17 protein-coding genes and 2 pseudogenes are annotated in these 20537 nt (G+C 71.8%); 6 read left to right on the plus strand and 13 right to left on the minus strand.

The genetic code is table 11. From position 1 onward, the window contains the following. Positions 1–91: 91 nt before the first annotated feature. A complete protein-coding gene (locus ACLBYE_RS00995) occupies positions 92–985 on the minus strand; it encodes an HpcH/HpaI aldolase/citrate lyase family protein (RefSeq protein WP_447692676.1) in 894 nt (297 codons plus the stop codon). Between the two features lie 215 nt (positions 986–1200). Between ACLBYE_RS00995 and ACLBYE_RS01000 the strand changes: the two genes are divergently transcribed. Next, complete coding sequence (locus ACLBYE_RS01000) at positions 1201–1542, plus strand: YMGG-like glycine zipper-containing protein (RefSeq protein ID WP_026604994.1); 342 nt, start codon at positions 1201–1203, stop codon at positions 1540–1542. A 27-nt stretch (positions 1543–1569) separates the two neighbouring features. Here the strand turns inward: ACLBYE_RS01000 and ACLBYE_RS01005 are convergent. Both ACLBYE_RS01005 and ACLBYE_RS01010 read right to left on the minus strand, forming a co-directional pair. Next, a pseudogene (locus ACLBYE_RS01005) lies at positions 1570–2935 on the minus strand (MATE family efflux transporter). A gap of 142 nt (positions 2936–3077) precedes the next feature. After that, complete coding sequence (locus ACLBYE_RS01010) at positions 3078–3431, minus strand: DUF6460 domain-containing protein (RefSeq protein ID WP_020093561.1); 354 nt, start codon at positions 3429–3431, stop codon at positions 3078–3080. Positions 3432–3707: 276 nt separating this feature from the next. On the opposite strand from ACLBYE_RS01010, the gene ACLBYE_RS01015 reads away from it, so the two are divergent. The 3 genes and pseudogenes from ACLBYE_RS01015 to ACLBYE_RS01025 all read left to right on the plus strand — a co-directional run bounded on the left by ACLBYE_RS01015 (position 3708) and on the right by ACLBYE_RS01025 (position 8240). After that, positions 3708–4664 (plus strand): alpha/beta hydrolase, encoded by a 957-nt coding sequence (locus tag ACLBYE_RS01015; protein ID WP_091680189.1) that lies wholly within the window; start codon positions 3708–3710, stop codon positions 4662–4664. Then, positions 4661–7390 (plus strand): ligase-associated DNA damage response DEXH box helicase, encoded by a 2730-nt coding sequence (locus ACLBYE_RS01020; protein ID WP_447692727.1) that lies wholly within the window; start codon positions 4661–4663, stop codon positions 7388–7390. The genes ACLBYE_RS01015 and ACLBYE_RS01020 overlap by 4 nt, the downstream gene beginning before the upstream one ends. A 41-nt stretch (positions 7391–7431) precedes the next feature. Beyond that, positions 7432–8240 (plus strand): annotated as a pseudogene (locus ACLBYE_RS01025) (metallophosphoesterase). Positions 8241–8249: 9 nt separating this feature from the next. On the opposite strand, the gene ACLBYE_RS01030 reads toward ACLBYE_RS01025, so the two are convergent. Both ACLBYE_RS01030 and ACLBYE_RS01035 read right to left on the minus strand, forming a co-directional pair. Then, the gene (locus tag ACLBYE_RS01030) at positions 8250–9710 is read right to left on the minus strand and encodes a methyl-accepting chemotaxis protein (protein WP_447692677.1); all 1461 of its coding nucleotides are present in this window, start codon (positions 9708–9710) and stop codon (positions 8250–8252) included. Between the two features lie 208 nt (positions 9711–9918). Then, complete coding sequence (locus ACLBYE_RS01035; RefSeq protein WP_447692678.1) at positions 9919–10905, minus strand: CorA family divalent cation transporter; 987 nt, start codon at positions 10903–10905, stop codon at positions 9919–9921. Between the two features lie 212 nt (positions 10906–11117). Here ACLBYE_RS01035 and groES point away from each other — a divergent pair, with 212 nt between their 5' ends. Together groES and groL are read left to right on the plus strand one after the other, a co-directional pair. Further along, complete coding sequence (gene groES / locus ACLBYE_RS01040) at positions 11118–11408, plus strand: co-chaperone GroES (RefSeq protein WP_012317542.1); 291 nt, start codon at positions 11118–11120, stop codon at positions 11406–11408. A 71-nt stretch (positions 11409–11479) separates the two neighbouring features. Next, a complete protein-coding gene (gene groL, locus ACLBYE_RS01045) occupies positions 11480–13120 on the plus strand; it encodes a chaperonin GroEL (RefSeq protein ID WP_447680561.1) in 1641 nt (546 codons plus the stop codon). A 100-nt stretch (positions 13121–13220) separates the two neighbouring features. Here the strand turns inward: groL and ACLBYE_RS01050 are convergent, their stop codons facing one another. From ACLBYE_RS01050 to ACLBYE_RS01085, 8 genes are all read right to left on the minus strand, one after another. Further along, positions 13221–13583, minus strand: a complete 363-nt coding sequence (locus tag ACLBYE_RS01050) for a hypothetical protein (RefSeq protein ID WP_447692679.1) — start codon at positions 13581–13583, stop codon at positions 13221–13223. Between the two features lie 222 nt (positions 13584–13805). Next, on the minus strand, positions 13806–14318 hold the full coding sequence (fae, locus tag ACLBYE_RS01055; RefSeq protein WP_012317540.1) for a 5,6,7,8-tetrahydromethanopterin hydro-lyase: 513 nt from the start codon (positions 14316–14318) through the stop codon (positions 13806–13808). A gap of 238 nt (positions 14319–14556) precedes the next feature. Continuing rightward, positions 14557–15396, minus strand: coding sequence for a triphosphoribosyl-dephospho-CoA synthase (locus tag ACLBYE_RS01060; protein ID WP_447692680.1), 840 nt, complete (start codon positions 15394–15396; stop codon positions 14557–14559). Then, the gene (locus tag ACLBYE_RS01065; RefSeq protein WP_103985156.1) at positions 15393–16301 is read right to left on the minus strand and encodes an ATP-grasp domain-containing protein; all 909 of its coding nucleotides are present in this window, start codon (positions 16299–16301) and stop codon (positions 15393–15395) included. The genes ACLBYE_RS01060 and ACLBYE_RS01065 overlap by 4 nt, the downstream gene beginning before the upstream one ends. A 121-nt stretch (positions 16302–16422) precedes the next feature. Further along, a complete protein-coding gene (gene mch / locus ACLBYE_RS01070; protein ID WP_091978092.1) occupies positions 16423–17397 on the minus strand; it encodes a methenyltetrahydromethanopterin cyclohydrolase in 975 nt (324 codons plus the stop codon). Then, positions 17394–18545, minus strand: a complete 1152-nt coding sequence (locus tag ACLBYE_RS01075; protein WP_447692681.1) for an ATP-grasp domain-containing protein — start codon at positions 18543–18545, stop codon at positions 17394–17396. Before ACLBYE_RS01075 ends, mch begins: the two co-directional genes overlap by 4 nt. A 22-nt stretch (positions 18546–18567) precedes the next feature. Beyond that, positions 18568–19461 (minus strand): NAD(P)-dependent methylenetetrahydromethanopterin dehydrogenase, encoded by an 894-nt coding sequence (locus ACLBYE_RS01080; RefSeq protein ID WP_056521160.1) that lies wholly within the window; start codon positions 19459–19461, stop codon positions 18568–18570. A gap of 89 nt (positions 19462–19550) precedes the next feature. Then, on the minus strand, positions 19551–20528 hold the full coding sequence (locus ACLBYE_RS01085; RefSeq protein WP_447692682.1) for a beta-ribofuranosylaminobenzene 5'-phosphate synthase family protein: 978 nt from the start codon (positions 20526–20528) through the stop codon (positions 19551–19553). Positions 20529–20537 lie beyond the last annotated feature (9 nt).

A 20537-nucleotide genomic window follows, 5' to 3' on the forward strand; every position in this document is an offset into this window, starting at 1 on the left:
AGGGCGCGCGACAGACTCGGGCGTGGCGCTGCCCTGGATCGCTCCGCTCCGCTCGCGAGGACGGACGCGCCGACACCGGACGGAGCCGCGCTCAGAATCCCTTCGCCTTGATCGCCTCGGCCCAGGTGACCGCCCGGCGGTTCACGCCGAGATGCTGCCGCTCGTAGAGCCGGCCCTCCAGCTTGATCGCGCCGCGCTTGGCGTATTCCGGGCGCTCGAACGCCTCGATCACCAGCTTGGCCCGGCGCACCTCCTCCTCGGTGGGGGCGAAGGACGTGTTGGCCGGCTCCAGCTGCGTCGGGTGGATCAGCGTCTTGCCGTCGAAGCCCAGGTCGCGGGCCTGCCGGCACTCGTCGCGGCAGCCCTCTGTGTCGGCGATGTCGTTGTAGACGCCGTCGAGGATCGCGAGCCCCTCCGCCCGCGCGGCGGCCAGCGCCATCATCATCCAGGGCAGCATCGGCACGCGGCCGGGCACGATCTTGGCCCAGGTGTCCTTGGCGAGGTCGTTGGTGCCGAGCACGAGGCAGGTCAGGCGGTTGCGCGGGTCGCGCTTCGCCCGGGCGATCTCCTGGATGTTGAGGATCGAGGCCGGGGTCTCGATCATCGCCCAGATCGCGATGCCGTCCGGCGCGTCGAGGGATTCGAGCCGGTCGGCGATGCTCTCCAGCACGGCCGGGGACGAGACCTTCGGCATCAGGATCGCGTCGGGCTCGGCCTCGATAGCGGCGTGGAGATCCGCCTCGCCCCACGGGGTCTGCGGGGCGTTGACCCGGATGACCAGCTCGCGGCTGCCGTAGGCGCCGCTCTTCACCGCGGCGCAGACCTGATCGCGGGCGAGCTCCTTCTCCTCCGGGCCGACGGCGTCCTCGAGGTCGAGGATGATGCTGTCCACCGGCAGGGTCTTGGCCTTGTCGAGCGCCCGCTGGTTCGAGCCGGGCATGTAGAGCACGCTGCGGCGCAGGCGCAGATCGGTGGTCGTGGCCATCGGCTTCTCCCTCCTGGGCCGTCGCGCGGCCTCCCGTCGTTGCGCTGCACCCTAAAGCACGAACCCGGCCGCGCCACACCCTAAAGGTCGGGGCGGGTGAGTCCCCGCGCGGTTTGATACCGCGCCGTCTCTCCGCAGATCGAAGCCGCGGTTTGGTCATGTTCCGCCGCTTAAAGGCCCGACGAAACCAATTCTCGAAGTCCGGGATCTCTACGATGCGCAAAGTCTTGGTCACCCTCGCCTTGCTCGGGACATTGGCGGCACCTGAGGCGGCCCGGGCCCAGAGCCGGACCACCCTCGGCGTCGGCTCCGGCGCAGTCGCGGGGGCGCTGGTCGGCGGCCCGATCGGCGCCGTCGCGGGGGCCGTGGTCGGCGGCTTCGTGGGGAACTCGTCGGAGCGCGGGCGCCGGCACGTCCGCCGGGGACGCCGCTACGGCTACGCGGCCCCGCGCCGGTCCTATCCGCGGCGGGCTGAGGCGGCCGTGCCGCGGACCACCGGCTCCGTGGCCCGCGCCGCGCCGCCGGCCCAGCCCACCACCTGGAAAGACCCGCGCTAGCACGCCTCCGGCCGCGCTGGGCTGCCGCTAGGCCGCGGTTTCGAGGGCGGCCGCCGCCGGCGTCGGGAACGTGTCCCGGGCGAGGCGCGGGAAGGCGATCGCCTGTCCGAGGCCCCGGGCGCCCAGGAAGCTCACGAAGGCCAGCCACAGCCCGGTATTGCCGAAGCCCAGGCTCTCGACGAGCGCGAGGATCGCGCAGTAGGCGGCGAGCGCGCACACCATCAGGTTGCGCATCGCCCGCGTCCAGGTCGCGCCGATATAGATCCCGTCATACGCGAAGGGCGCCGCGGCGGCGAGCGGCGCCAGGGCGGCGAGGACGAGGTAGGACCGGGCCGCCTCGCGGACCGGACCGTTCGTGGTCACGGCGTCGATGAAGGCCGGGCCGCCCGCCAGAGACACCAGGCTGACCGCGAGGCCGAAGCCGAGGCACCAGCGCAGGCTCAGGGCGGCGGCCGCGTCGAACGCCTCCCGGTCCCGGGCGCCGACGGCCTGGCCGCACAGGGTCTCGGCCGCCGTGGCGAAGCCGTCGAGGAAGAAGCCGCCGATCAGGAAGAGATTCCACAGGACCGAGTTCGCGGCCAGGACCACGTCGCCCTGCCGGGCGCCGAGCGCCGAGAACAGCACGATCCCGGTGATCAGCGCCAGCGTCCGCAGGATGACGTCGCCGTTGACGCTGAGCGTCCGGCGGAGCGCCGCTGCGTCGCGGAGGTCGCGCAGCGGCACCCGGAAGGGCCGGGAGCCGAGGCGGGCCAGGAGGATCAGCCCGAGGCCGAGCCCGAGCGCCTCGGCGCCGAGCGTCGCCAGCGCCGCGCCGGCGAGGCCCAGGCCGAAGCCCAGGACCAGAGTGAGCGTCAGCGCGACGTTGATCAGGTTGATGGCGATCTGCAGCAGCAGGCCGAGATCGGTGCGCCCGCGCCCCAGGACCGAGCCGAGCACGCCGTAGCTCGCCAGCACGAAGGGCGCGGACAGGATGCGGATGTGGAAGTAGGTCGCGAGACCGGCGATCACCGCCGCGCTCGCCCCGCTGATCGCGAAAGCGAGCTGCGCGAGGGGGGCCTGCAGGGCCACCAGGACGAGCCCGATCAGGGCGCCCGCCGCCAGAGCCCGCGCCAGGATGCGGTCGACCTCGGCGTCGTCGCGTCCGCCGACCGCCTGCGCGGTCAGGCCGGCGGGTCGCCATGCGGAGCGCCCCGAACGACCAGAAGATCGCGTCGAAGATCACGGCGCCGAGGGCGATGGCGCCGAGCAGCGCCGCGTCGCCGAGCCGCCCGATCACCGCCGCGCCGACGAAGCCGAGCATCGGCGTCGTGACGTTGGCGATCGTCATGGGCAGCGCCAGGGCCAGGACGCGGCGGTTCGTCGGGCGGGCCGAGCTGGCGACGGTGTGCATCATGCCGCACGCTAAGAAGCCGCGCCCCCCGCGCAAAGCGGGGTGATCGCATCGGCGGGTTGCGATGGCGGGCGGCCGATCTGCCCGATCCCACGGCGCGCCGGGCCGTCGGGGCGCGACCGTGCCGGATCGGCCCCCGACCCCGTCAGCGGGAGACGGCGAAGAGGCGCGCGATCAGCCAGAGCGGCACGACCACGATCGCCCCGGCGACGATCCAGCCGCCGAAATCGTGGAGCGAGGCGAGCCCGACCTCCACCAGCGCCCGCGCCGAATCGTAGACGTGCCAGAACAGTCGCCCCGGCGTCAGGCCGAGCATCGACATGAAGGCGCCGACCAGCACCGACAGGAACAGGAGCCGCAGGAACACGCCGGCCGGCGAGCCGCCGAGGAACCGCCGCAGAGCGGAGGGACGCGACCGGTAGCTGTCCGCGCCGTAGGGGGCGTTCGGCGGGGCGCCCTGCTGATAGCCTTGCCGGCGCCGGTCGTGATCGACGAGCATTGCGTCCTCGTGAAGCCTCAGGACCCTCGGATCGGCGACGAAGCGGGCGGAACCGTGACCGGCACACCACACCGCGTCGAAACCCGAGCGCGGATCAGGCGTTGGCGGGTTTCTCGCGCGCCGTGCAGATGGCAAGCGGCGTCGCGCGCGCCAAGATGCCGGACGGGGTGGACTACGCCGCGGGACTCTCGCGGCGCGGCCTCGGCCAAACGGAGAACTCCCGGGAATCGGGAATTGGTGTGAGAGGCTCTGAGTGCCGACGGGACCATACGCACGATGATCGACCACGCCCTGTTCGACCCGGCGACGATCGATCCCGAGACGCTCCGGCTCAATGCCGAGATCGTCGCGGCGCACGCCGCGCTGCCCGATCCCTGGTCGCTGCCGATCGCCGAGGTGCGCGAGCGGCGCCGTCTGGGCACCAAGGCGGCGCCCGCCATGCCGCACAGCGCCCGGGCCGAGTGGCTGACGATCGACGGGCCCGGCGGCCCACTCAAGCTCCGCGTGGTCCGGCCCAAGCCCGGCACGAAGCTGCGCGGCGCCTACCTCCACATCCACCGCGGCGGCTGGGTCTGGGGCTCCGCCGACGAGCAGGATCCCTGGCTGGAGCGCATCGCCGACACCTGCGGCTTCGTCGCCCTGTCGGTCGAGTACCGCCTCGCCCCCGAGCACCCGTATCCGGCGGCGCTGCTCGACTGCGAGGCGGCGGCCCTGTGGCTGGCCGGTCCGGGCAAGACCGAGTTCGGCATCCACGCGCTGACCATCGGCGGCGAGTCGGTGGGGGCGCACCTCGCCGTGATGGTGCTGCTGCGGCTGCGCGACAAGCACAACCTGCCGCGGGCCTTCCGGGGTGCCAACCTCAACGCCGGCTTCTTCGATCTCGGCCTCACGCCGTCGGTGCGGAACTGGGGCGAGGAGCGGCTGGTCGTGAACACCCGGGACCTGACCAAGTTCGCCGACGGCTACGTCCGCGAGGGCATCGACCGGCGCCGGCCGGACGTGTCGCCGATCTACGCCGACCTGAAGGGTCTGCCGCCGGCCCTGTTCACCATCGGCACCGCCGACCCTCTCCTCGACGACACGCTGTACATGTCGGCGCGCTGGGCGGCGGCGGGCAACGGCGGCCACACGGCGATCTATCCGGGCGGCTGCCACGTCTTCGCCCGCTACCCGAGCCCGATGAGCGAGCGGGCGCTGGAACTGATCGACCGCTTCCTGATGGCGCTCGCCTGAGCGACCCGGCCGAGATCCTGCCGGAGCGGTTCCGGGCCTGGTTCGCGGGGCGCAAATGGGCGCCGCGGCCGCACCAGCTCGATCTCCTGCGGATCGCCGGCGCCGGCCGCTCCGCCCTGCTGGTGGCACCGACCGGGGCCGGCAAGACGCTGGCCGGCTTCCTGCCGAGCCTCGTCGCCCTCGCGGAGCGCGGACCGCAGAAGCTGAAGCCGGTGGGGCTCCACACGCTCTACGTCTCGCCCCTGAAGGCCCTCGCGGTCGACATCGCGCGCAACCTCGACGCGCCGATCGCCGAGATGGCGCTGCCGGTGCGCGTCGAGACCCGCACCGGCGACACCCCCGCGCACAAGCGCACCCGCCAGATCAGCCGGCCGCCGGACATCCTGCTGACGACGCCCGAGCAGCTGGCGCTGCTGATCGCCCATCGCGAGGCGGCGGCGTTCTTCTCCGGATTGCGCTGCGTGGTGCTCGACGAGCTGCACGCGCTGGTGACCTCGAAGCGCGGCGACCTGCTGTCCCTGGCGCTGGCGCGGCTGCACCGGCTGAGCCCCGGCCTCGCGGCGATCGGGCTGTCCGCGACCGTTCGCGAGCCTGATGAACTACGAAAATATCTGGTGCCGCAGGGCCGCCTTCCCCCACCCCCTTCTGCGGGCGCGCCTTTGAAGCTGCACGACGGGAAGGCCAGCCCGGCTGCGGGAACAGGCACGGGTCCCCTCTCCCGTGCGGGAGAGGGACAGGGTGAGGGTCGAGAACGTTCAGAATGTAGCTTGACCGCGACGGGCGGCGATGATGCGCCTGATCCTGATCCTTCGCGTCCCTCACCCCAACCCTCTCCCGCACGGGAGAGGGGGCCGGTCGGGCCACCCATGGCCGATCTCGTCACCGTAGCCGGCGGCGCGAAGGCGGACCTGCGCATGCTCGATCTGGGCCGGGCGCTGCCGATCTCCGGCCACACCGCCTGGCACTCGATGCCGGCGATCTACGACCTCATCCGGGAGCACCGGACCACGCTGGTCTTCGTGAACACCCGCCTCCAGGCCGAGTACACGTTCCAGGAGCTGTGGCGGCTCAACGACGACGCCCTGCCGATCGCGATCCACCACGGCTCGCTCGACGCCCAGCAGCGCCGCCGGGTCGAGGCCGCCATGGCGGCGGGCCAGCTCCGGGCGATCGTCTGCACCGCGACCCTCGACCTCGGGATCGACTGGGGCGACGTCGACCTCGTGGTCAATGTCGGCGCGCCGAAGGGCGCCAGCCGCATCATGCAGCGGATCGGCCGGGCCAACCACCGCATGGACGAGCCCTCGAAGGCCTACCTCGTCCCGGGCAACCGCTTCGAGATGCTGGAGTGCCAAGCGGCCCTCGACGCCGTCGAGGAGGCCGCCCAGGACACGCCGGACGCCCGGCAGGGCGCCCTCGACGTCCTCGCCCAGCACGTCCTCGGCATGGCCTGCGCCGACGCCTTCGATCCCCTCGACCTCTACGATGAGATCGTCTCGGCCGCGCCCTACGCCGGCCTGACCTGGGAATCCTTCGAGCAGGTCGTCGACTACGTCGCCACCGGCGGCTACGCGCTGCGCGCCTACGAGCGCTTCGCCAAGATCCTGCGCGGGCCGGACGGGCTCTGGCGGGTGCGCGACGCCCGCACCGCCCAGGCCTACCGGATGAATGTCGGCACGATCGTGGAGGCGGCCCGGGTGAAGGTCCGCCTCGGCCGGACCCTGCGCGGCAAGCCCGGCACGGTCCTGCCGAAGAGCGGGCGGGTGCTCGGCGAGATCGAGGACGAGTTCGCCGAGACGCTGACGGTGGGCGACACCTTCCTGTTCGCGGGCGAGACCCTGCGCTTCGAGGGGCTCGCCGAGGACGAGTGCCTCGTCACCCGCGCGCCGGCCGGCACCGACCCGGCGATCCCGTCCTACGCGGGCGCGAAGTTCCCGCTCTCGACCTTCCTGGCCGCCCGAGTGCGCGCGCTGATCGCCGACCCGTTCGAGTGGGACCGGCTGCCCGAGCAGATCGGCGCGTACCTGCTGCAGCAGCGCCGCCGCTCGGTCCTGCCGGGCGAGCGCGACCTCCTCGTCGAGACCTTTCCGCGCGGCAAGCGCTACTACCTGACCGCCTTCCCGTTCGAGGGCCGCCTCGCTCACCAGACCCTCGGCATGCTGCTGACCCGGCGGCTGGAGCGTTCGGGCCTGCGCCCGCTCGGCTTCGCGGCCAACGATTACGGCATCGCCATCTGGTCGACCCGCGACGTCTCGGAGCGCGCCGCGATCGATCCGGACTTCATCGGCGACCTGTTCGCGGTCGACATGCTGGGCGACGACCTGGAGGCGTGGCTCGACGAGTCGGCGATGATGAAGCGCACCTTCCGCCAATGCGCGGTGATCGCCGGCCTGATCGAGCGCCACCATCCGGGGCAGAAGAAGTCCGGCCGGGCCGTGACGATCTCGACCGACCTGATCTACGACGTCCTGCGCAAGCACCAGCCCGACCACCTGCTGCTGCGGGCCGCGCGGCAGGATGCGGCAACCGGACTCCTCGACGTGAGGCGCCTCGGCATGATGCTAGAGCGCATCCAGGGGCGAATCATCCACAGGTCTCTCGACCGGGTCTCGCCGCTCTCCGTGTCCGTGATGCTCGAGATCGGGCGCGAGCGGGTCTACGGCGAGGGCGCCGACGAGATCCTGGCCGAGGCCGAGGCGGAGCTTCTCCAAGAGGCTCTGTCCTGACCGTCGATCCGCCTTCCCCCGACGACACCGAGGATGCGATCTTGGCGGCCGGCCTGAGACTCGAGAAGACTCCCAAGCACCCCACCCTGCAGCTCGCGGGCGAGACCCTGGTGCTCGACCTCTGCGGCGGCCTCTGGCTGCCGGAGCACCGGACGCTGATCGTGTCCGACCTCCACCTGGAGAAGGGCTCGTCCTACGCGGCCCGCTCCGGCCAGTTCCTGCCGCCCTACGACACCCGCGAGACGCTCGCCTGCCTGCACGAGGCGGTGGTGCGCCACGATCCCGCGCGCGTGGTCGCGCTGGGCGATTCCTTCCACGACGCCCGCGGTCCCGAGCGCATGGAGCCGGGCGACCGCGCCCTGGTGGCGGCCCTGCAGGAGGGGCGGGACTGGGTCTGGATCGCCGGCAACCACGACGCGGCCGTGAACGAGGGCGTCGGCGGGCGCCCCCCGGGCGCGCCCGCGCCCGCCGGGCCCCCCCCTCCCCCCCCGCCGCGCCCGCCACCGCCGCCCGGGCGGTGAGGGGGGCCGCCGCCGCCCGCTACGCGGACGCGCTGACGCTCGGCGGCCTCGTCCTGCGCCACGAGCCGAGCCCGGAACCCGTGCCCGGCGAGATCGCCGGCCATCTCCATCCCTGCGGGAAGGTGGCGATGCGCGGGCGGGCGGTGCGCCGCCGCTGCTTCGTCACGGACGGCACCCGCCTCGTCATGCCGGCCTTCGGGGCCTACGCCGGCGGCCTGAACGTCCGCGACCGGGCGATCGAGAGCCTGTTCCCCGACGGCTTCACCGCCCATCTCCTCGGGGACGGGCGGGTCTTCGCCATCGGCCGGGCGCAGCTCGCCCGGGACTGAGCCACCCGATCAGGCCGTCTTCATGAACCGGATCACGCTCTCCGACAGGCTCGTCGAGTGGCCGGCGAGGCTCTCGGCAATGCCCTGGACCGCCTGGGCGAGCTGACCGGTGGCGTTGGCGGCCTCGGAGACGCCGCCGATATTGCCCGCCATCTCGTGGGTCGAGACCGCCTGCTCCTCGACGGCGCTCGCCATCGCCAGGGTGAGCTTGGACAGTTCGTCCACCGCGGCCGTGATCATCTCGATGGCGCCGACCGCCTCGCCGGTCGCGCTCTGGATCGCCGAGACCTGCTGCGTGATCTCGCCGGTCGCCTTGGCGGTCTGCTCGGCGAGCGCCTTCACCTCGGAGGCCACAACGGCGAAGCCGCGGCCGGCGGTGCCCGCGCGGGCCGCCTCGATGGTGGCGTTCAGGGCGAGCAGGTTGGTCTGGTCGGCGATCGACTTGATCATGCCCACCACCGCGTCGACCTTGCGGGCGTTCTCGGCGAGCTGGCGCATGGTCGCGTCGGTGGTCCCCGCCTGGGCGGCGATCTGCTGCGCGCGCTCCGAGACCCGCCCGACCTGACCGGAGATCTCCTGGATCGCGCCGTTCATCTGCTCGGAGTTCGACGCGACCGACGACGCCTTGTGGCGCGCCGATTCGGCCGACTGCATCAGGCCCACGGCCGAGCTCTGCATCTCCTGGATGGCGGAGCCGACGGCCTCGACGACCCGCTTGACGTCGGCCTCCATGTTCACCTGCGCGGTGACGACCGCCCAGGTCAGCATCGGGCCGAGGTACTGCCCCTTCTCGTCGTTCACGGCCGTGACCCGCAGGTTGAGGGTCTCGGGCCCGACCTTGATCTTGGTGCTGTGCGGCAGCCGGCTCGCATCGGCCAGCATGGTGCGCTGGTGGCTGGGGTTCTTGTGGAAGATGTCGAACGAGCGGCCGAGCATGTCGTCGACCTTCACCGGCAGGTGCTGGTCGATCGTGCCGAGCGTCTTGCGCGACGTGGCGTTCATGTAGTCGATCTTGAAGTTGTCCTTCAGATCGGCCGTCATGACCGCCACCGGAACGTTGTCGATCATCGTCAGGAGCCGGTTGATCTCCTTCTTCTTGGCCGAGATGTCCGCGGCGAACTTGACGACCTTGATCGGCTTGCCGCGCGCGTCGAGGACAGGATTGTACGTCGCCTCGAGCCAGACCGAGTCGCCCTCCTTGTCGAGGCGCAGGAACTCGCCGGTGACGTACTGGCCGTCCTTCAGCTTGCTCCAGAACGCCGCGTAGTCGGCGGACTCGGCGTAGCTCTTGTCCACGAAGATGCGGTGATGGCGGTCCTGGACGTCGCTGAGGCCGTATTTCATCAATCGCAGGAAGTTCTCGTTCGCGTGAAGAACCGTTCCGTCCATCGAGAACTCGATGATTGCCAGCGAGCGATCGAGCGCGTCGATCTTGGCCTGGGCTTCATTGAAAACAGTGCGATTGAACATGGTACGGCTCGCGTTCCCCCGGTGTGGGGTATAGCGTCACAGCGTTAATGAATTCCTTATTTCGGCATTCGCCCAGATTAGGGATTGTCTGACGGAAAGCGAATGCTTGTAGCGCCGCGTTCTCTGCGCGCCCGTGTTCGGATCGACGCCATCATCGAGATTATATTCAAATATAAACGTAGTCAGGGCCGAAGCATGCGTGTGAATATTAGAACCAACCGCGCATGCGAAAGTATACGATCGGCGCGACCGCGCTGATGAGGATCAGGCCGAGCGCGTATGGGTATCCGAGCGCCCAATCTAGCTCGGGCATGTGCTTGAAGTTCATGCCGTAGATCGACGCGATCAGCGTCGGCGGGACGCCGACCACCGAGACGACGGTGAGGACGCGGAAGACGTTGTTCTGCTCGATGGTGATCAGGCCGAGGGCCGCGTCGAGCAGGAACTGCACGTTCTCGGCGAGCCGCGTCTCGAACTCGTCGAGGGATTCGATGTCCCGCTTGATCGTCTCGAAGCGCGCATCCTCCGGCAGGCCGAGGCTGTCGCAGGCCGCGGCGACGAACGGGATGATCCGTTCGAGCCCGAGCAGGCTCGACCGGATCTTGCCCAGAACCTTTCCGCGGTTGCTGATGCCCCGCAGGATCCGCCGCAGGGCGAGGTCGCGGCGCCGGGGCGGCGGGCTCTCCAGGCGCCGCCGCTCGGCGCCGCGGACGTCGAAGTCGAAGATGCGGGTCGAGAGCGAGTCGAGCTCGGAGCCCATATCCTCGAGGGCGTCGGCGAGGCTGTCGACCAGTTCCTCCAGCACGACGAGGAAGATCTCGCTCGGCGTCGTGCTGCCGTCGCCGTCGGCGACGCGCTTCGCGGACGCCTCGAAGGCGCGCAGGTCGTGGAAGCGGATCGTGACGAGGTGATCCTTGGTCAGCAGGAAGCCCAGCGGCTTCAGCTGCGACGCGCTCTGCTCGAACGTGATCATCGGTGTCGAGAGCGAGAGGCCGCCCTTCACCCGGCGCAGGCGACTCGACGTCTCGACTTCCGAGAGCGCCGCCCGCGACGGCACCCGCAGGCCGGTCGCGGCCTCGACCGCCGCGGCCTCCTCCGGCGTGGGGTCGTTCAGGTCGAGCCACACGGTGTCGCGCGCGATCGGGCTGCCGGGTCGCAGCGCGACCGGGCCTTCGGGTCCGTGCAGGCTCAGCATGAGAGCGCGTTATCCATGAGGGGGGAACGGGGCCGCCGGCGCGTCATCGCACCGTCGCGCGGGGGTGCGACAGCCTTGACTCGGAACCCGCCCGCGCCTATCTCGCGGCCGTCTTTGGCACTCGCCGAGACAGAGTGCTAACAGTCGAGTTTGCGAGCGGTCCCGCCGGCCGCATCAACGCCAACTCAAGACCTGAAGCAAGAGGGCAGCTCATGAAGTTCCGTCCGCTGCACGACCGCGTGGTCGTCCGTCGCATCGAGAGCGAAGAGAAGACCAAGGGCGGCATCATCATCCCGGACACCGCCAAGGAGAAGCCGCAGGAGGGCGAGGTCGTCGCCGTCGGGCCCGGCGCCCGCGACGAGCAGGGCCGCGTCAACGCGCTCGACGTCAAGGCCGGCGACCGCGTCCTGTTCGGCAAGTGGTCCGGCACCGAGGTCAAGATCGACGGTCAGGACCTCCTGATCATGAAGGAATCCGACATCATGGGCGTCGTCGCCCTCTGATCGGATCACCTGTCACCGCCCTTTGAGGCCGTCCCGGACTCGGGGTTCAACCACTAGCTAAGAGGCACACAATGGCAGCGAAAGACGTTCGTTTCTCCGCCGACGCCCGCGATAAGATGCTGCGCGGCGTCGACATCCTCGCCGACGCGGTGAAGGTGACGCTCGGCCCGAAGGGCCGCAACGTCGTGATCGAGAAGAGCTTCGGCGCCCCGCGCATCACCAAGGACGGTGTGACGGTCGCCAAGGAGATCGAGCTCGCCGACAAGTTCGAGAACATGGGCGCCCAGATGGTGCGCGAAGTGGCCTCGAAGACCAACGACATCGCGGGTGACGGCACCACCACCGCGACCGTGCTGGCCCAGGCCATCGTCCGCGAGGGCGCCAAGTACGTCGCCGCCGGCATCAACCCGATGGACCTGAAGCGCGGCATCGACCTCGCCACCCAGGCGGCCGTGAAGGACATCACCTCGCGCGCCAAGAAGGTCTCGACCTCCGACGAGGTCGCCCAGGTCGGCACGATCTCCGCCAACGGCGACAAGGAGATCGGCGAGATGATCGCCCACGCCATGCAGAAGGTGGGCAACGAGGGCGTTATCACGGTCGAGGAGGCGAAGACCGCCGAGACCGAGCTCGACGTCGTCGAGGGCATGCAGTTCGACCGCGGCTACCTCTCCCCGTACTTCATCACGAACGCGGAGAAGATGGTCGCCGAGCTCGAGGACCCCTACATCCTCATCCACGAGAAGAAGCTCTCGTCGCTCCAGGCCATGCTGCCGGTGCTCGAGGCGGTTGTTCAGACCGGCAAGCCGCTCCTGATCATCGCCGAGGACATCGAGGGCGAGGCTCTCGCCACCCTCGTCGTCAACAAGCTCCGCGGCGGCCTCAAGGTCGCGGCCGTCAAGGCGCCGGGCTTCGGTGACCGCCGCAAGGCGATGCTCGAGGACATCGCGATCCTGACCAAGGGCCAGATGATCGCCGAGGACCTCGGCATCAAGCTCGAGAACGTGACGCTCCCCATGCTCGGCCGCGCCAAGCGCGTGCGCATCGAGAAGGAGAACACCACGATCATCGACGGCGTCGGCGAGAAGTCCGACATCGAGGGCCGCATCTCGCAGATCAAGGCGCAGATCGAGGAGACCACCTCGGACTACGACCGCGAGAAGCTCCAGGAGCGTCTGGCCAAGCTCGCGGGCGGCGTCGCGGTGATCCGCGTCGGCGGCGCGACCGAGGTCGAGGTGAAGGAGAAGAAGGACCGCGTCGACGACGCCCTCAACGCCACCCGCGCGGCGGTCGAGGAAGGCATCGTCCCGGGCGGCGGCACCGCGCTGCTGCGCGCCAAGAAGGCGGTCGCCGAGCTGAAGTCCGAGATCCCGGACGTCCAGGCCGGCATCAAGATCGTCCTGAAGGCGCTCGAGGCCCCGCTGCGCCAGATCGCCCAGAACGCGGGCGTCGAGGGCTCGATCGTGGTCGGCAAGATCACCGACAACACCTCGTCGGAGACCTTCGGCTTCAACGCCCAGACCGAAGAGTACGTCGACATGATCCAGTCGGGCATCGTCGACCCGGCCAAGGTGGTGCGCACCGCCCTGCAGGACGCGGCCTCGGTCGCCGGCCTCCTGGTGACCACCGAGGCGATGGTCGCCGACGCGCCGAAGAAGGACAGCCCTGCTCCGGCCATGCCGGGCGGCGGCATGGGCGGCATGGACTTCTAAGTCCGAGCCACCCGTCGAGACGAAGGAAGGGGGTCGCCGCGAGGCGGCCCCTTTTCTCTTGGCGCCGGCTCGCCGCGGTGGCCCACGGGGCGCGGGCCGGTCAGAGGCCGCGACGCGGCGCCTGGGCCGCGAGACGCGCCCGCACGGTGGCGATCAAGGATTGCCGGACGCGCTCGGTCGCCTGGAACGGGATATCGAAGTTCAGGCTGTGGTAGATCAGGGACCGGATGCTGTCCTGATCCGGATCGTCCGCGCCTGTCTCCATGAAGTCGAGGATCCAGGCATGGATCGCCGCGTGGTCGGACGTGTCGGGATCATCGGCGAGGACCAAGTGGCCGCCGCGAATCCAGTCATCGCGCAGCGCCGCGGACACTTCGTCGGATGCAGGCATGCCCTCACCTCGCGGCTCTGCCCGGTCGGCCGGGACGATAGAGTTTCCGCGCGCGCCGATCCCGTTCTCCACCAGCGGTCGCGGAGCTTCGACGCCGCGTCACCTGTACGACGGCGCCTCGCCCGGCCGCGATGTGGCGCGGCGGCCCGGGCGGTGGGCGATCAACGAAAAACGGGACGGCTCGCGCCGTCCCGTTCAGGGGCCTAATTATCGGCCAAGGAAGATCGAAGCCAGTCGCTGGAGCAGGCCCCGCGGTGCGGGCGGAGGCTCGCTCTGCCCAGGACCGTCTCCGATCTAAGCGTTGGCGGCGAAGGGGTGCTGCGCCGAGTTGCGCTGCTCGGTGACCGTCGAGGCCTTCGGCTCGCCGTTCACGGCGCGCTGGATCGACAGCTTGGTGGCCTCGTAGTTGTACTTCTGGATCTTGGCGTCGTCAGCCGCCTCCCAGTGGATGAACACGCCGACCAGGATGTACAGGTCGTCGGCCTCGTCCGCCGGGATGATGCCCTCGGCCACCGCGTCCTGCACGGCCTTGGCAACGCCGTGCTGGGCCGGGCCGAACATCTGGACGGCCTGACGGGCGTCGTTGATGGTGACCTTGTTGAACATCAGGGTGTTCGGCTTGCACGGCAGGTTCGGCGCGATGACCGCGAGCAGGCTGGTGAAGCCGTGCTTGTTGTTCACGAGGCCGTTGCAGAAAGCCGTCTCGGCCGGCGAACCGCGCGGTCCGATGATGAGGTCGATGTGGGCGACCTCGTTGCCGTCGCCGACGAGCGCTTCGCCGACCTGAACCTTGGTGATCTTCGCCATTCGGTGTCTCTCCCTGGATTCCGAAATAGAGCCGCGCGCCGGGCGGTGCCGCGGCCGGGAAGCCATCCTTGTTATCGGCGCCCGACCATGCCGGCCGAGCCGGTTGGGCCGAGCCGGTTGGGCCGGACAGCGCGGCGGACCCTACAGCGGGCCCCTGCAGCTCACAACCCGCGCAAGGCCCTGACACGAAGGAATTTCCATCCGCCCGGCGCTATGGACACCGGATCGTGCACGCGGTTCAGGCCAGCCGGGCGCCGGCGCCCGCGAGCGCGTCCCAGAACAGCGTCGCGACGGTGAAATCCGCGCTCGTGCCGGGATTGATCGACCGCGCCTTCAGCGACGCGTCGAGGGCCAGCAGCGCGTCGACCGGCCGCGCGGCGAGGTCGATCTCGGCGAGTGCCGCCTCGGCCTCCCGGCGGACGCCCTCGGCCGCCTCCGCGCCGTGCTTGCGCGCGACGTGGCTGTCCGGGACGGCGCGCAGGAAGGCGAGGTGGATCGCGGTCGTGCACCAGGTCGGGTCGAGCCCGGCAACGCGGGCCGCGCGCAGGGCCGCGAGCCCGATCGCCCGCACGTCCGCGAAACCCGTGACGTAGGCGCGGGCGATCCGGTCCCGGTCGGCGGCCTCCGCCATGGCGTCGCGTAAGGAGCCGGGCGCCGCGTCGGCGACGTCGTGCCGGGCAGCTTCGCCGAGGCCGCCCGGATTCGCGCGGCGGATGCCCGCGAAGACGGCGTCCGAATCCGCGCCGTCCAGCGTGTCGAGCACCGCCGCGACGGTCCGGCCCTCCTCGGCCGCGACCGCGAGCGGCGCGCAGAGCAGCAGGATGCCGAGATTGGTGTTCTGGCCCACCGCCGCCACGGTGGCGGCGACGCCGTCGCGCACCCGCGCGCCGACGCCCGCGCCCGGGTGGGCCAGCGGCGGCGCCGAGACGTCGGCGCTCGTGACGAAATCCGCCAGCACCATGCGGTGGCCAGGCGCGTAGGCGTGGACGTTGCCGGGTTTGAGGGCGTCGAGCTCCGCGAGGCAGGCCGCCCGGTAGAGCGTGCCGATCAGCGCCGCGTCGAGGCCGCCCCCGCTCATGCCACCACGAGCCGGGGACGGCTGGCGCCGCGGGCTGCGGCGAGGAAGCCGCGCACCACCGCGGCGGCGATGTCGGTCTCGCAGACGGTCTGGAGCCCCGACCAGGCCGGCATGGAATTGACCTCGAGCACCGAGAACCCGCCCTCCCCGTCCTCGACGAGGTCGACGCCGGAATAGTCGACCCCGACCGCGGCGGCGGCGGCCTCGGCCAGCTCGGCGGCGGCGCGCGGCATCGCCCAGGGCAGCGGCCGGCCGCCCCGGTGGACGTTGGTGATCCAGCCGTCGCCCTCGCGGATCATGCCGGCGATCGCCCGGCCGTCGCAGACGAACACCCGGTAGTCGCGCCACAGGCCGTCCCGGCGCGGCACGTAGCGCTGGAGGTAGTAGACCCGGGCCACCGCCTCCTCGTCGGGCAGGTCCTCCGGGCGCTCGATCAGGGCGAGCCCCTCACCCTGCGAGCCGAACAGCGGCTTCAGGACCAGCGGCGCGCCCGGGCGCGCCTCGGCGGCGACCAGGGCGGCGGCCGCCTCGCGCTTCGAGAACACCCAGGTCGCCGGGGTCGGCAGGCCGGCCCGGTCGATCAGCAGCGAGGTCGCCGCCTTGTCGACCGAGCGCTCGATCGCGGTCGGCGCGTTCCAGACGGTGACCCCCGCGGCGACCAGGGCGTGCAGCACGCCGAGCCGCATCGTCGTCGCCTCGAAGGTGCCGCCCGCGATGGTCCGCATCAGCACGCCGTCCGGCAGCGCGTCGGCGAAGCCCGGCACGCGCAGCGGCTCGCCGCCGCCCGTGACCACGGCCACGTCGGCGAGGGAGAACAGCACCGGCTCGACGCCGCTCGCGCGCAGGGCCGCGAGCAGGCGGTTCTTGTGCCAAGTGCCGTTATCGGCCGCGAGCCCGATGCGCATGGGGGTCCTGATGGGGTCCTGATCGTCACGGGGCCGCCCGCCTCCGGGGCGGCCCGAGGTTCTGTCGCTCGGTGAATCGGACTGGGGGTCCCGCCGCGCGGGAGGGGCGCCCCGCGTGCCCTCAGGCGAAGGACGCGTCGACCAGTGTCGGCTCCAGGCGCCCGCCGCGGTAGGTGGCGCCGGAGCGCACCGACGTGACGATCGCCTCGGCCGGCGAGAACAGGGCGCCGTCGATCTTGTAGAAGTCGCCGTTCACCCGCGCGAAGATGTCGGCGAAGGGCGCGCCGTGGTCGCTCGAGGTCGTGGAGGGCAGCTGCTCGGCGAGCTGCCTGGCGTCGGCATCGTCGGCATCCACGAAGAGCTGGACCCGGCCGCCGTAGATGATCGCGTCGTTGGTGCGGCCCATCGCCTTGATGAAGTCCGGGTGGGGCGGCGACAGCGGCGCCGAGCCGATCCCGTCCACGATGGCGTGCAGGTCGAAGCCGACCGTGTGGGCCTTGTGGAGGGCGACCTCCAGGACGCGGGCCACGACCTGCGTGGAGCCGGCGAGGCTCTGGGTCGGCGCGAAGATGAAGGTCAGGTCCTCGGGCTTGAGGCCGGAGGCCTCCGCGACCTTGGCGACGACGCTCTCGGGCGGGCCGCCGGCCGCCTCCAGAACGAGGGCGGTCTTGGTGGCGGAATCGCGGAAGCCGAGCTCCTGGTACAGCTCCTCGACGGCCGCCACCGCGCGGCCCGGGCCGGAGCCGAGGGCGAAGAAGCCGGAATCCCCGGTCTCGTCCGCGAGGCTCCAGCCGGCGTACTGGCTGCCGAGGCAGGCGAGCACCGGGTCGGCGGAATGGACCGTCACCGAGTACGGCCAGGACGCGATCGGCCCGCTCGGCGCGATGGTGACGGTGCCGAGGCCGCCGAGGCAGATCTCGGCGATGCGCCGCCCGGCCTCGATCGAGCCCCGCGCCTGCGCGCCGGCATCGACCATGCGGGCGCCGCCGGCGGCCTGCGACACGGAGAGCCGCAGCGTCGCGGCGTCGGCCACGAGCCGCTCGACCAGGGGGCCTGAGAGCGCGTTGATGCTGGGATAGGACGGGCTGGCACTCATGACGGGGCTTCCTCGGGGTGTGTTTTCTTCGCCGCGCAGACGGCCCGCAGGTGTGCCGTCCGCGTTTCCAACAGGGCGAGCACCTCCGCCCGGTCCGCGCCTTCGGCCAGCACCGTGCAGAGCGGCGCGTCGCGGCGGACCACCGAGCCGGGGCACGGGCGGTCGCGCACGCAGTCCGGCCAATCGAGGTCCGGCACAGGCGCAAGCTCACGGTCCGCGTAACAGATCTGCGCGGCCGCCGCATCCGCCGGATGCGGTCCGGGCTCCGGCATCGTGCCGAGGCAGGCCGCGATGTGGGCCGCGAGCAGCGGCGTCCCGCGCCGGTCGAGGACGTCGAGGGTCGCGCCGGGCCTCGGGTTGATCTCCGTGAGCCACCAGTCGGTCCCGTCGACCAGCAGGTCGGCGCTGACGAGGCCGCGCAGGCCGGTCGCGGCGACGATCCGCTCGGTCCCGGCGGCGACGGCCTGCGCGACGTGGGCGGGGAGCGCCGGGGCTTCCCCGGCGCCGCGGGCGAGCGCCCCGGCGTAGCGGAATGGGCGGATCGGCGACGGCGCGCACCACTGCTCGGTGACCGCGAGGACGCGGATCGCGCGGCCGTCGGCGAGGACGTTCAGGGCGTGGGGCCGCCCCGGCACGCGCGCCTGGAAATAGTGGCCCGCCGGCGCGGGCGACCGGGTGGCCGGCCGGATGTGGCTGCCGCCGGAGCCCCCGATCCGCTTGACCAGCCAGCCCGCGGGGTCCGCCGGCGGCGCGGCCGTCACGGCCGGATGCGGCACGCCGAGGCGCGCGCACAGGGCCGCGAAGGCCACGGGATCCTTCAGGGCGGCGACGGTCCCGGCCGAGGCGCCGATGAGCCGGTGCCGCGCGGAGAGGCGCGCGATCAGGTCGGGGGCATCCTCGAAGCCGCTGCCCAGGATCAGGCCGACCGGGTTCCCGGCCAGCGCCGCGAGGTCGTCGAGCGCCGCCAAGGTGGCGTCGGCGGCGGGGCCGGTGCCGAAGCGGCCCGGCAGTGGCCGGTAGGCCTCGGCCAGCGCGCGGGTGTCGGAATCGCCGAACAGGTCGGCGACGTAGGGCCGAAGCCCCGCGCGCCGCGCCGCCTCGGCCAGGGTGCGCCCGGCCTGCGCGGCGATCAGGACCGCGTCCGCCATCGGCATCCGGTCCGGGAGCGGCCTAGCCGGCGATCTCCACGGCGAGCTCGTAGGCGTCGCGGAAGTCGAGGCACAGCGGCGTGTCGGAGGCGAGCATCCGGTCGAACAGGCGCCGCTGCGTCTTGTACTTCACGTCGCCGACGGCCAGCGCGCCGATGCCGACCCCCTTGCCGGTGGGCAGCGCGACGTCCACCGCGTTGACGTCGATCCCCGCGATGCCGGCGGGCGGCACGGCGTTGACGTCGGACGCCACGAGCAGCTTCGGCGCGGATTTCAGATCCTCCGCGGTGAGGATCGGGATGCCCGCCGGGCCGGCTGAGAGGATGACGTCGGCGTCGCGGATGGCCGCGCGCCGATCGTCGGGCGTCGTGCCGTCGACGGCGCCGACCTCGATGCCGAAGCGCCATTTCATCGTGAAGGCGATCTTCGAGACGCGCTCCTCGCCGTCGTGGCCGACCAGGACTGTGGTCGCGCCCTGCAGGGCGCCGATCACCGCGGCCACGTAGGCGACGACGCCCGCGCCGCCGAAGATCACGATGCGCTTGCCCTTGAGGTCGGTGTTGAACTTCTGCCGCAGGGCGCGGGAGACCTGCGCCACCATGGCGGCGCCGGTGGTGAACGAGCCCGCCGGGTCGGCGAACACGTGGTTCACGAAGGGCGGCACGAAGGCCTTCTTGGCGCGGTCGACCATGTCGAGGGCGTCCTCGGCGTTCTTGCCGCCGATGAAGATGCCCGTCCGCGTCCCGTCGGCCGGCGACCGCGAGAAGATCGAATCCTGCGTCAGGGTGACGACGTCGGCGAGGCTGACCTCCGCGTAGGTCACCACCGTCTCGAAGCCGGCATCCACGGCCATGTTCACGTCGAACGGGCTCATGTGCCGGAGCGGCGTCAGCATGTGGAGGATCGAGCGGGCCATGGAATCCTCGTGCGGCGCGCGAGACGAGAGGCGCCTTCCCTCCGTCCAAACCCGGAGCGGCGCCCCGGGTCAAGCCCGGGGCGGCCGGCTCACGCCGGACCGGTTACCGAAGCGCCACCGTTGCGCCCCCGGGCGATGACGAACCGGAGGGGGCCGCCCCGGTCGAGGCCGGCCACCAGGGCGCGGGCCTCGGCCTCGGACGGAACCAGCGCGAAGCCGGTCGGCCCCCAGGAGGACTGGCCGTAGCCCGCGATGCCCCGCGCGGCGACGGCGGCGAGCGCCTCCGCCACCGCGGAACTGGCGTAGCGGCCGCCTTGATGAGGCGCGAAGTGGTCGCCGATCAGCGTCTGGATCCGGGTGATGCCGGCGCCGAAGCCCTGCGGCTCCGCCAGGGCGACGGCGGGCAGCACCTGCATCAGCGCGATCCGGCAGATCTCGGCCGCCTGCGCCTCGGGAAAGCGCGGCAGGTCGCGGAAGGCCTCGACCTCGCGCGTCCCGTGCACGCCGGCCATGCTCGGATCGAGGATCAGGACGATCCGCCAGGCCTCGGGATAGGGCAGGCGCGCGATCACCGGCGGCGGCCCGCCATCCGCGCCGCGGCCGCCGTCGACGACGAGGCCGCCCTCGGTGAAGGCGCACAGGCCGACGCCGGACCGGTTGCCCCGGTCCAGGGTCGCCGCGAAGGCCTCCGCCGCGAAGGGCTCGCCGTTCAGGCGCGCCATCGCGGCGGCCACCGCGAGGGCGAGTTGCGTGCCGGAGCCGAACCCGGCATGGGCCGGGATCACCCGCTCGACCGCGACGGCGACGTCCCCGCCCCGCCCGAGATGGGCGGCGGCGGCCTCGACGTAGCCGCGCACCCGGTCGGATTCCGGGCCCGTGACGGTGGGCCGGGCCGCCCGGCGGGCGGTCAGGACCAGGGACGGCGCGTCGATGGCCAGCCCGATGCTGCCGAAGCGCCGGCCGAGCCCGCCATGCAGGTCCAGGAAGCCGAAATGCAGCCGCGCCGGCGCCTCGACCCGCACGGCACCGTCCGCCGTCGCCTCGTTCCGTTCGGGGACCTCGCCCAACGCTCTTCC

The organism is Methylobacterium sp. A52T (assembly GCF_053346095.1).

What these genes read in the sequence shown, in the direction of transcription:
- ACLBYE_RS00995 (WP_447692676.1), bottom strand. Translation starts at nt 985, where the DNA reads ATGGCCACGACCACCGATCTGCGCCTGCGCCGCAGCGTGCTCTACATG.
- ACLBYE_RS01000 (WP_026604994.1), top strand. Translation starts at nt 1,201, where the DNA reads ATGCGCAAAGTCTTGGTCACCCTCGCCTTGCTCGGGACATTGGCGGCA.
- ACLBYE_RS01010 (WP_020093561.1), bottom strand. Translation starts at nt 3,431, where the DNA reads ATGCTCGTCGATCACGACCGGCGCCGGCAAGGCTATCAGCAGGGCGCC.
- ACLBYE_RS01015 (WP_091680189.1), top strand. Translation starts at nt 3,708, where the DNA reads ATGATCGACCACGCCCTGTTCGACCCGGCGACGATCGATCCCGAGACG.
- ACLBYE_RS01030 (WP_447692677.1), bottom strand. Translation starts at nt 9,710, where the DNA reads ATGTTCAATCGCACTGTTTTCAATGAAGCCCAGGCCAAGATCGACGCG.
- ACLBYE_RS01035 (WP_447692678.1), bottom strand. Translation starts at nt 10,905, where the DNA reads ATGCTGAGCCTGCACGGACCCGAAGGCCCGGTCGCGCTGCGACCCGGC.
- groES (WP_012317542.1), top strand. Translation starts at nt 11,118, where the DNA reads ATGAAGTTCCGTCCGCTGCACGACCGCGTGGTCGTCCGTCGCATCGAG.
- groL (WP_447680561.1), top strand. Translation starts at nt 11,480, where the DNA reads ATGGCAGCGAAAGACGTTCGTTTCTCCGCCGACGCCCGCGATAAGATG.
- fae (WP_012317540.1), bottom strand. Translation starts at nt 14,318, where the DNA reads ATGGCGAAGATCACCAAGGTTCAGGTCGGCGAAGCGCTCGTCGGCGAC.
- ACLBYE_RS01060 (WP_447692680.1), bottom strand. Translation starts at nt 15,396, where the DNA reads ATGAGCGGGGGCGGCCTCGACGCGGCGCTGATCGGCACGCTCTACCGG.
- ACLBYE_RS01065 (WP_103985156.1), bottom strand. Translation starts at nt 16,301, where the DNA reads ATGCGCATCGGGCTCGCGGCCGATAACGGCACTTGGCACAAGAACCGC.
- mch (WP_091978092.1), bottom strand. Translation starts at nt 17,397, where the DNA reads ATGAGTGCCAGCCCGTCCTATCCCAGCATCAACGCGCTCTCAGGCCCC.
- ACLBYE_RS01075 (WP_447692681.1), bottom strand. Translation starts at nt 18,545, where the DNA reads ATGGCGGACGCGGTCCTGATCGCCGCGCAGGCCGGGCGCACCCTGGCC.
- ACLBYE_RS01080 (WP_056521160.1), bottom strand. Translation starts at nt 19,461, where the DNA reads ATGGCCCGCTCGATCCTCCACATGCTGACGCCGCTCCGGCACATGAGC.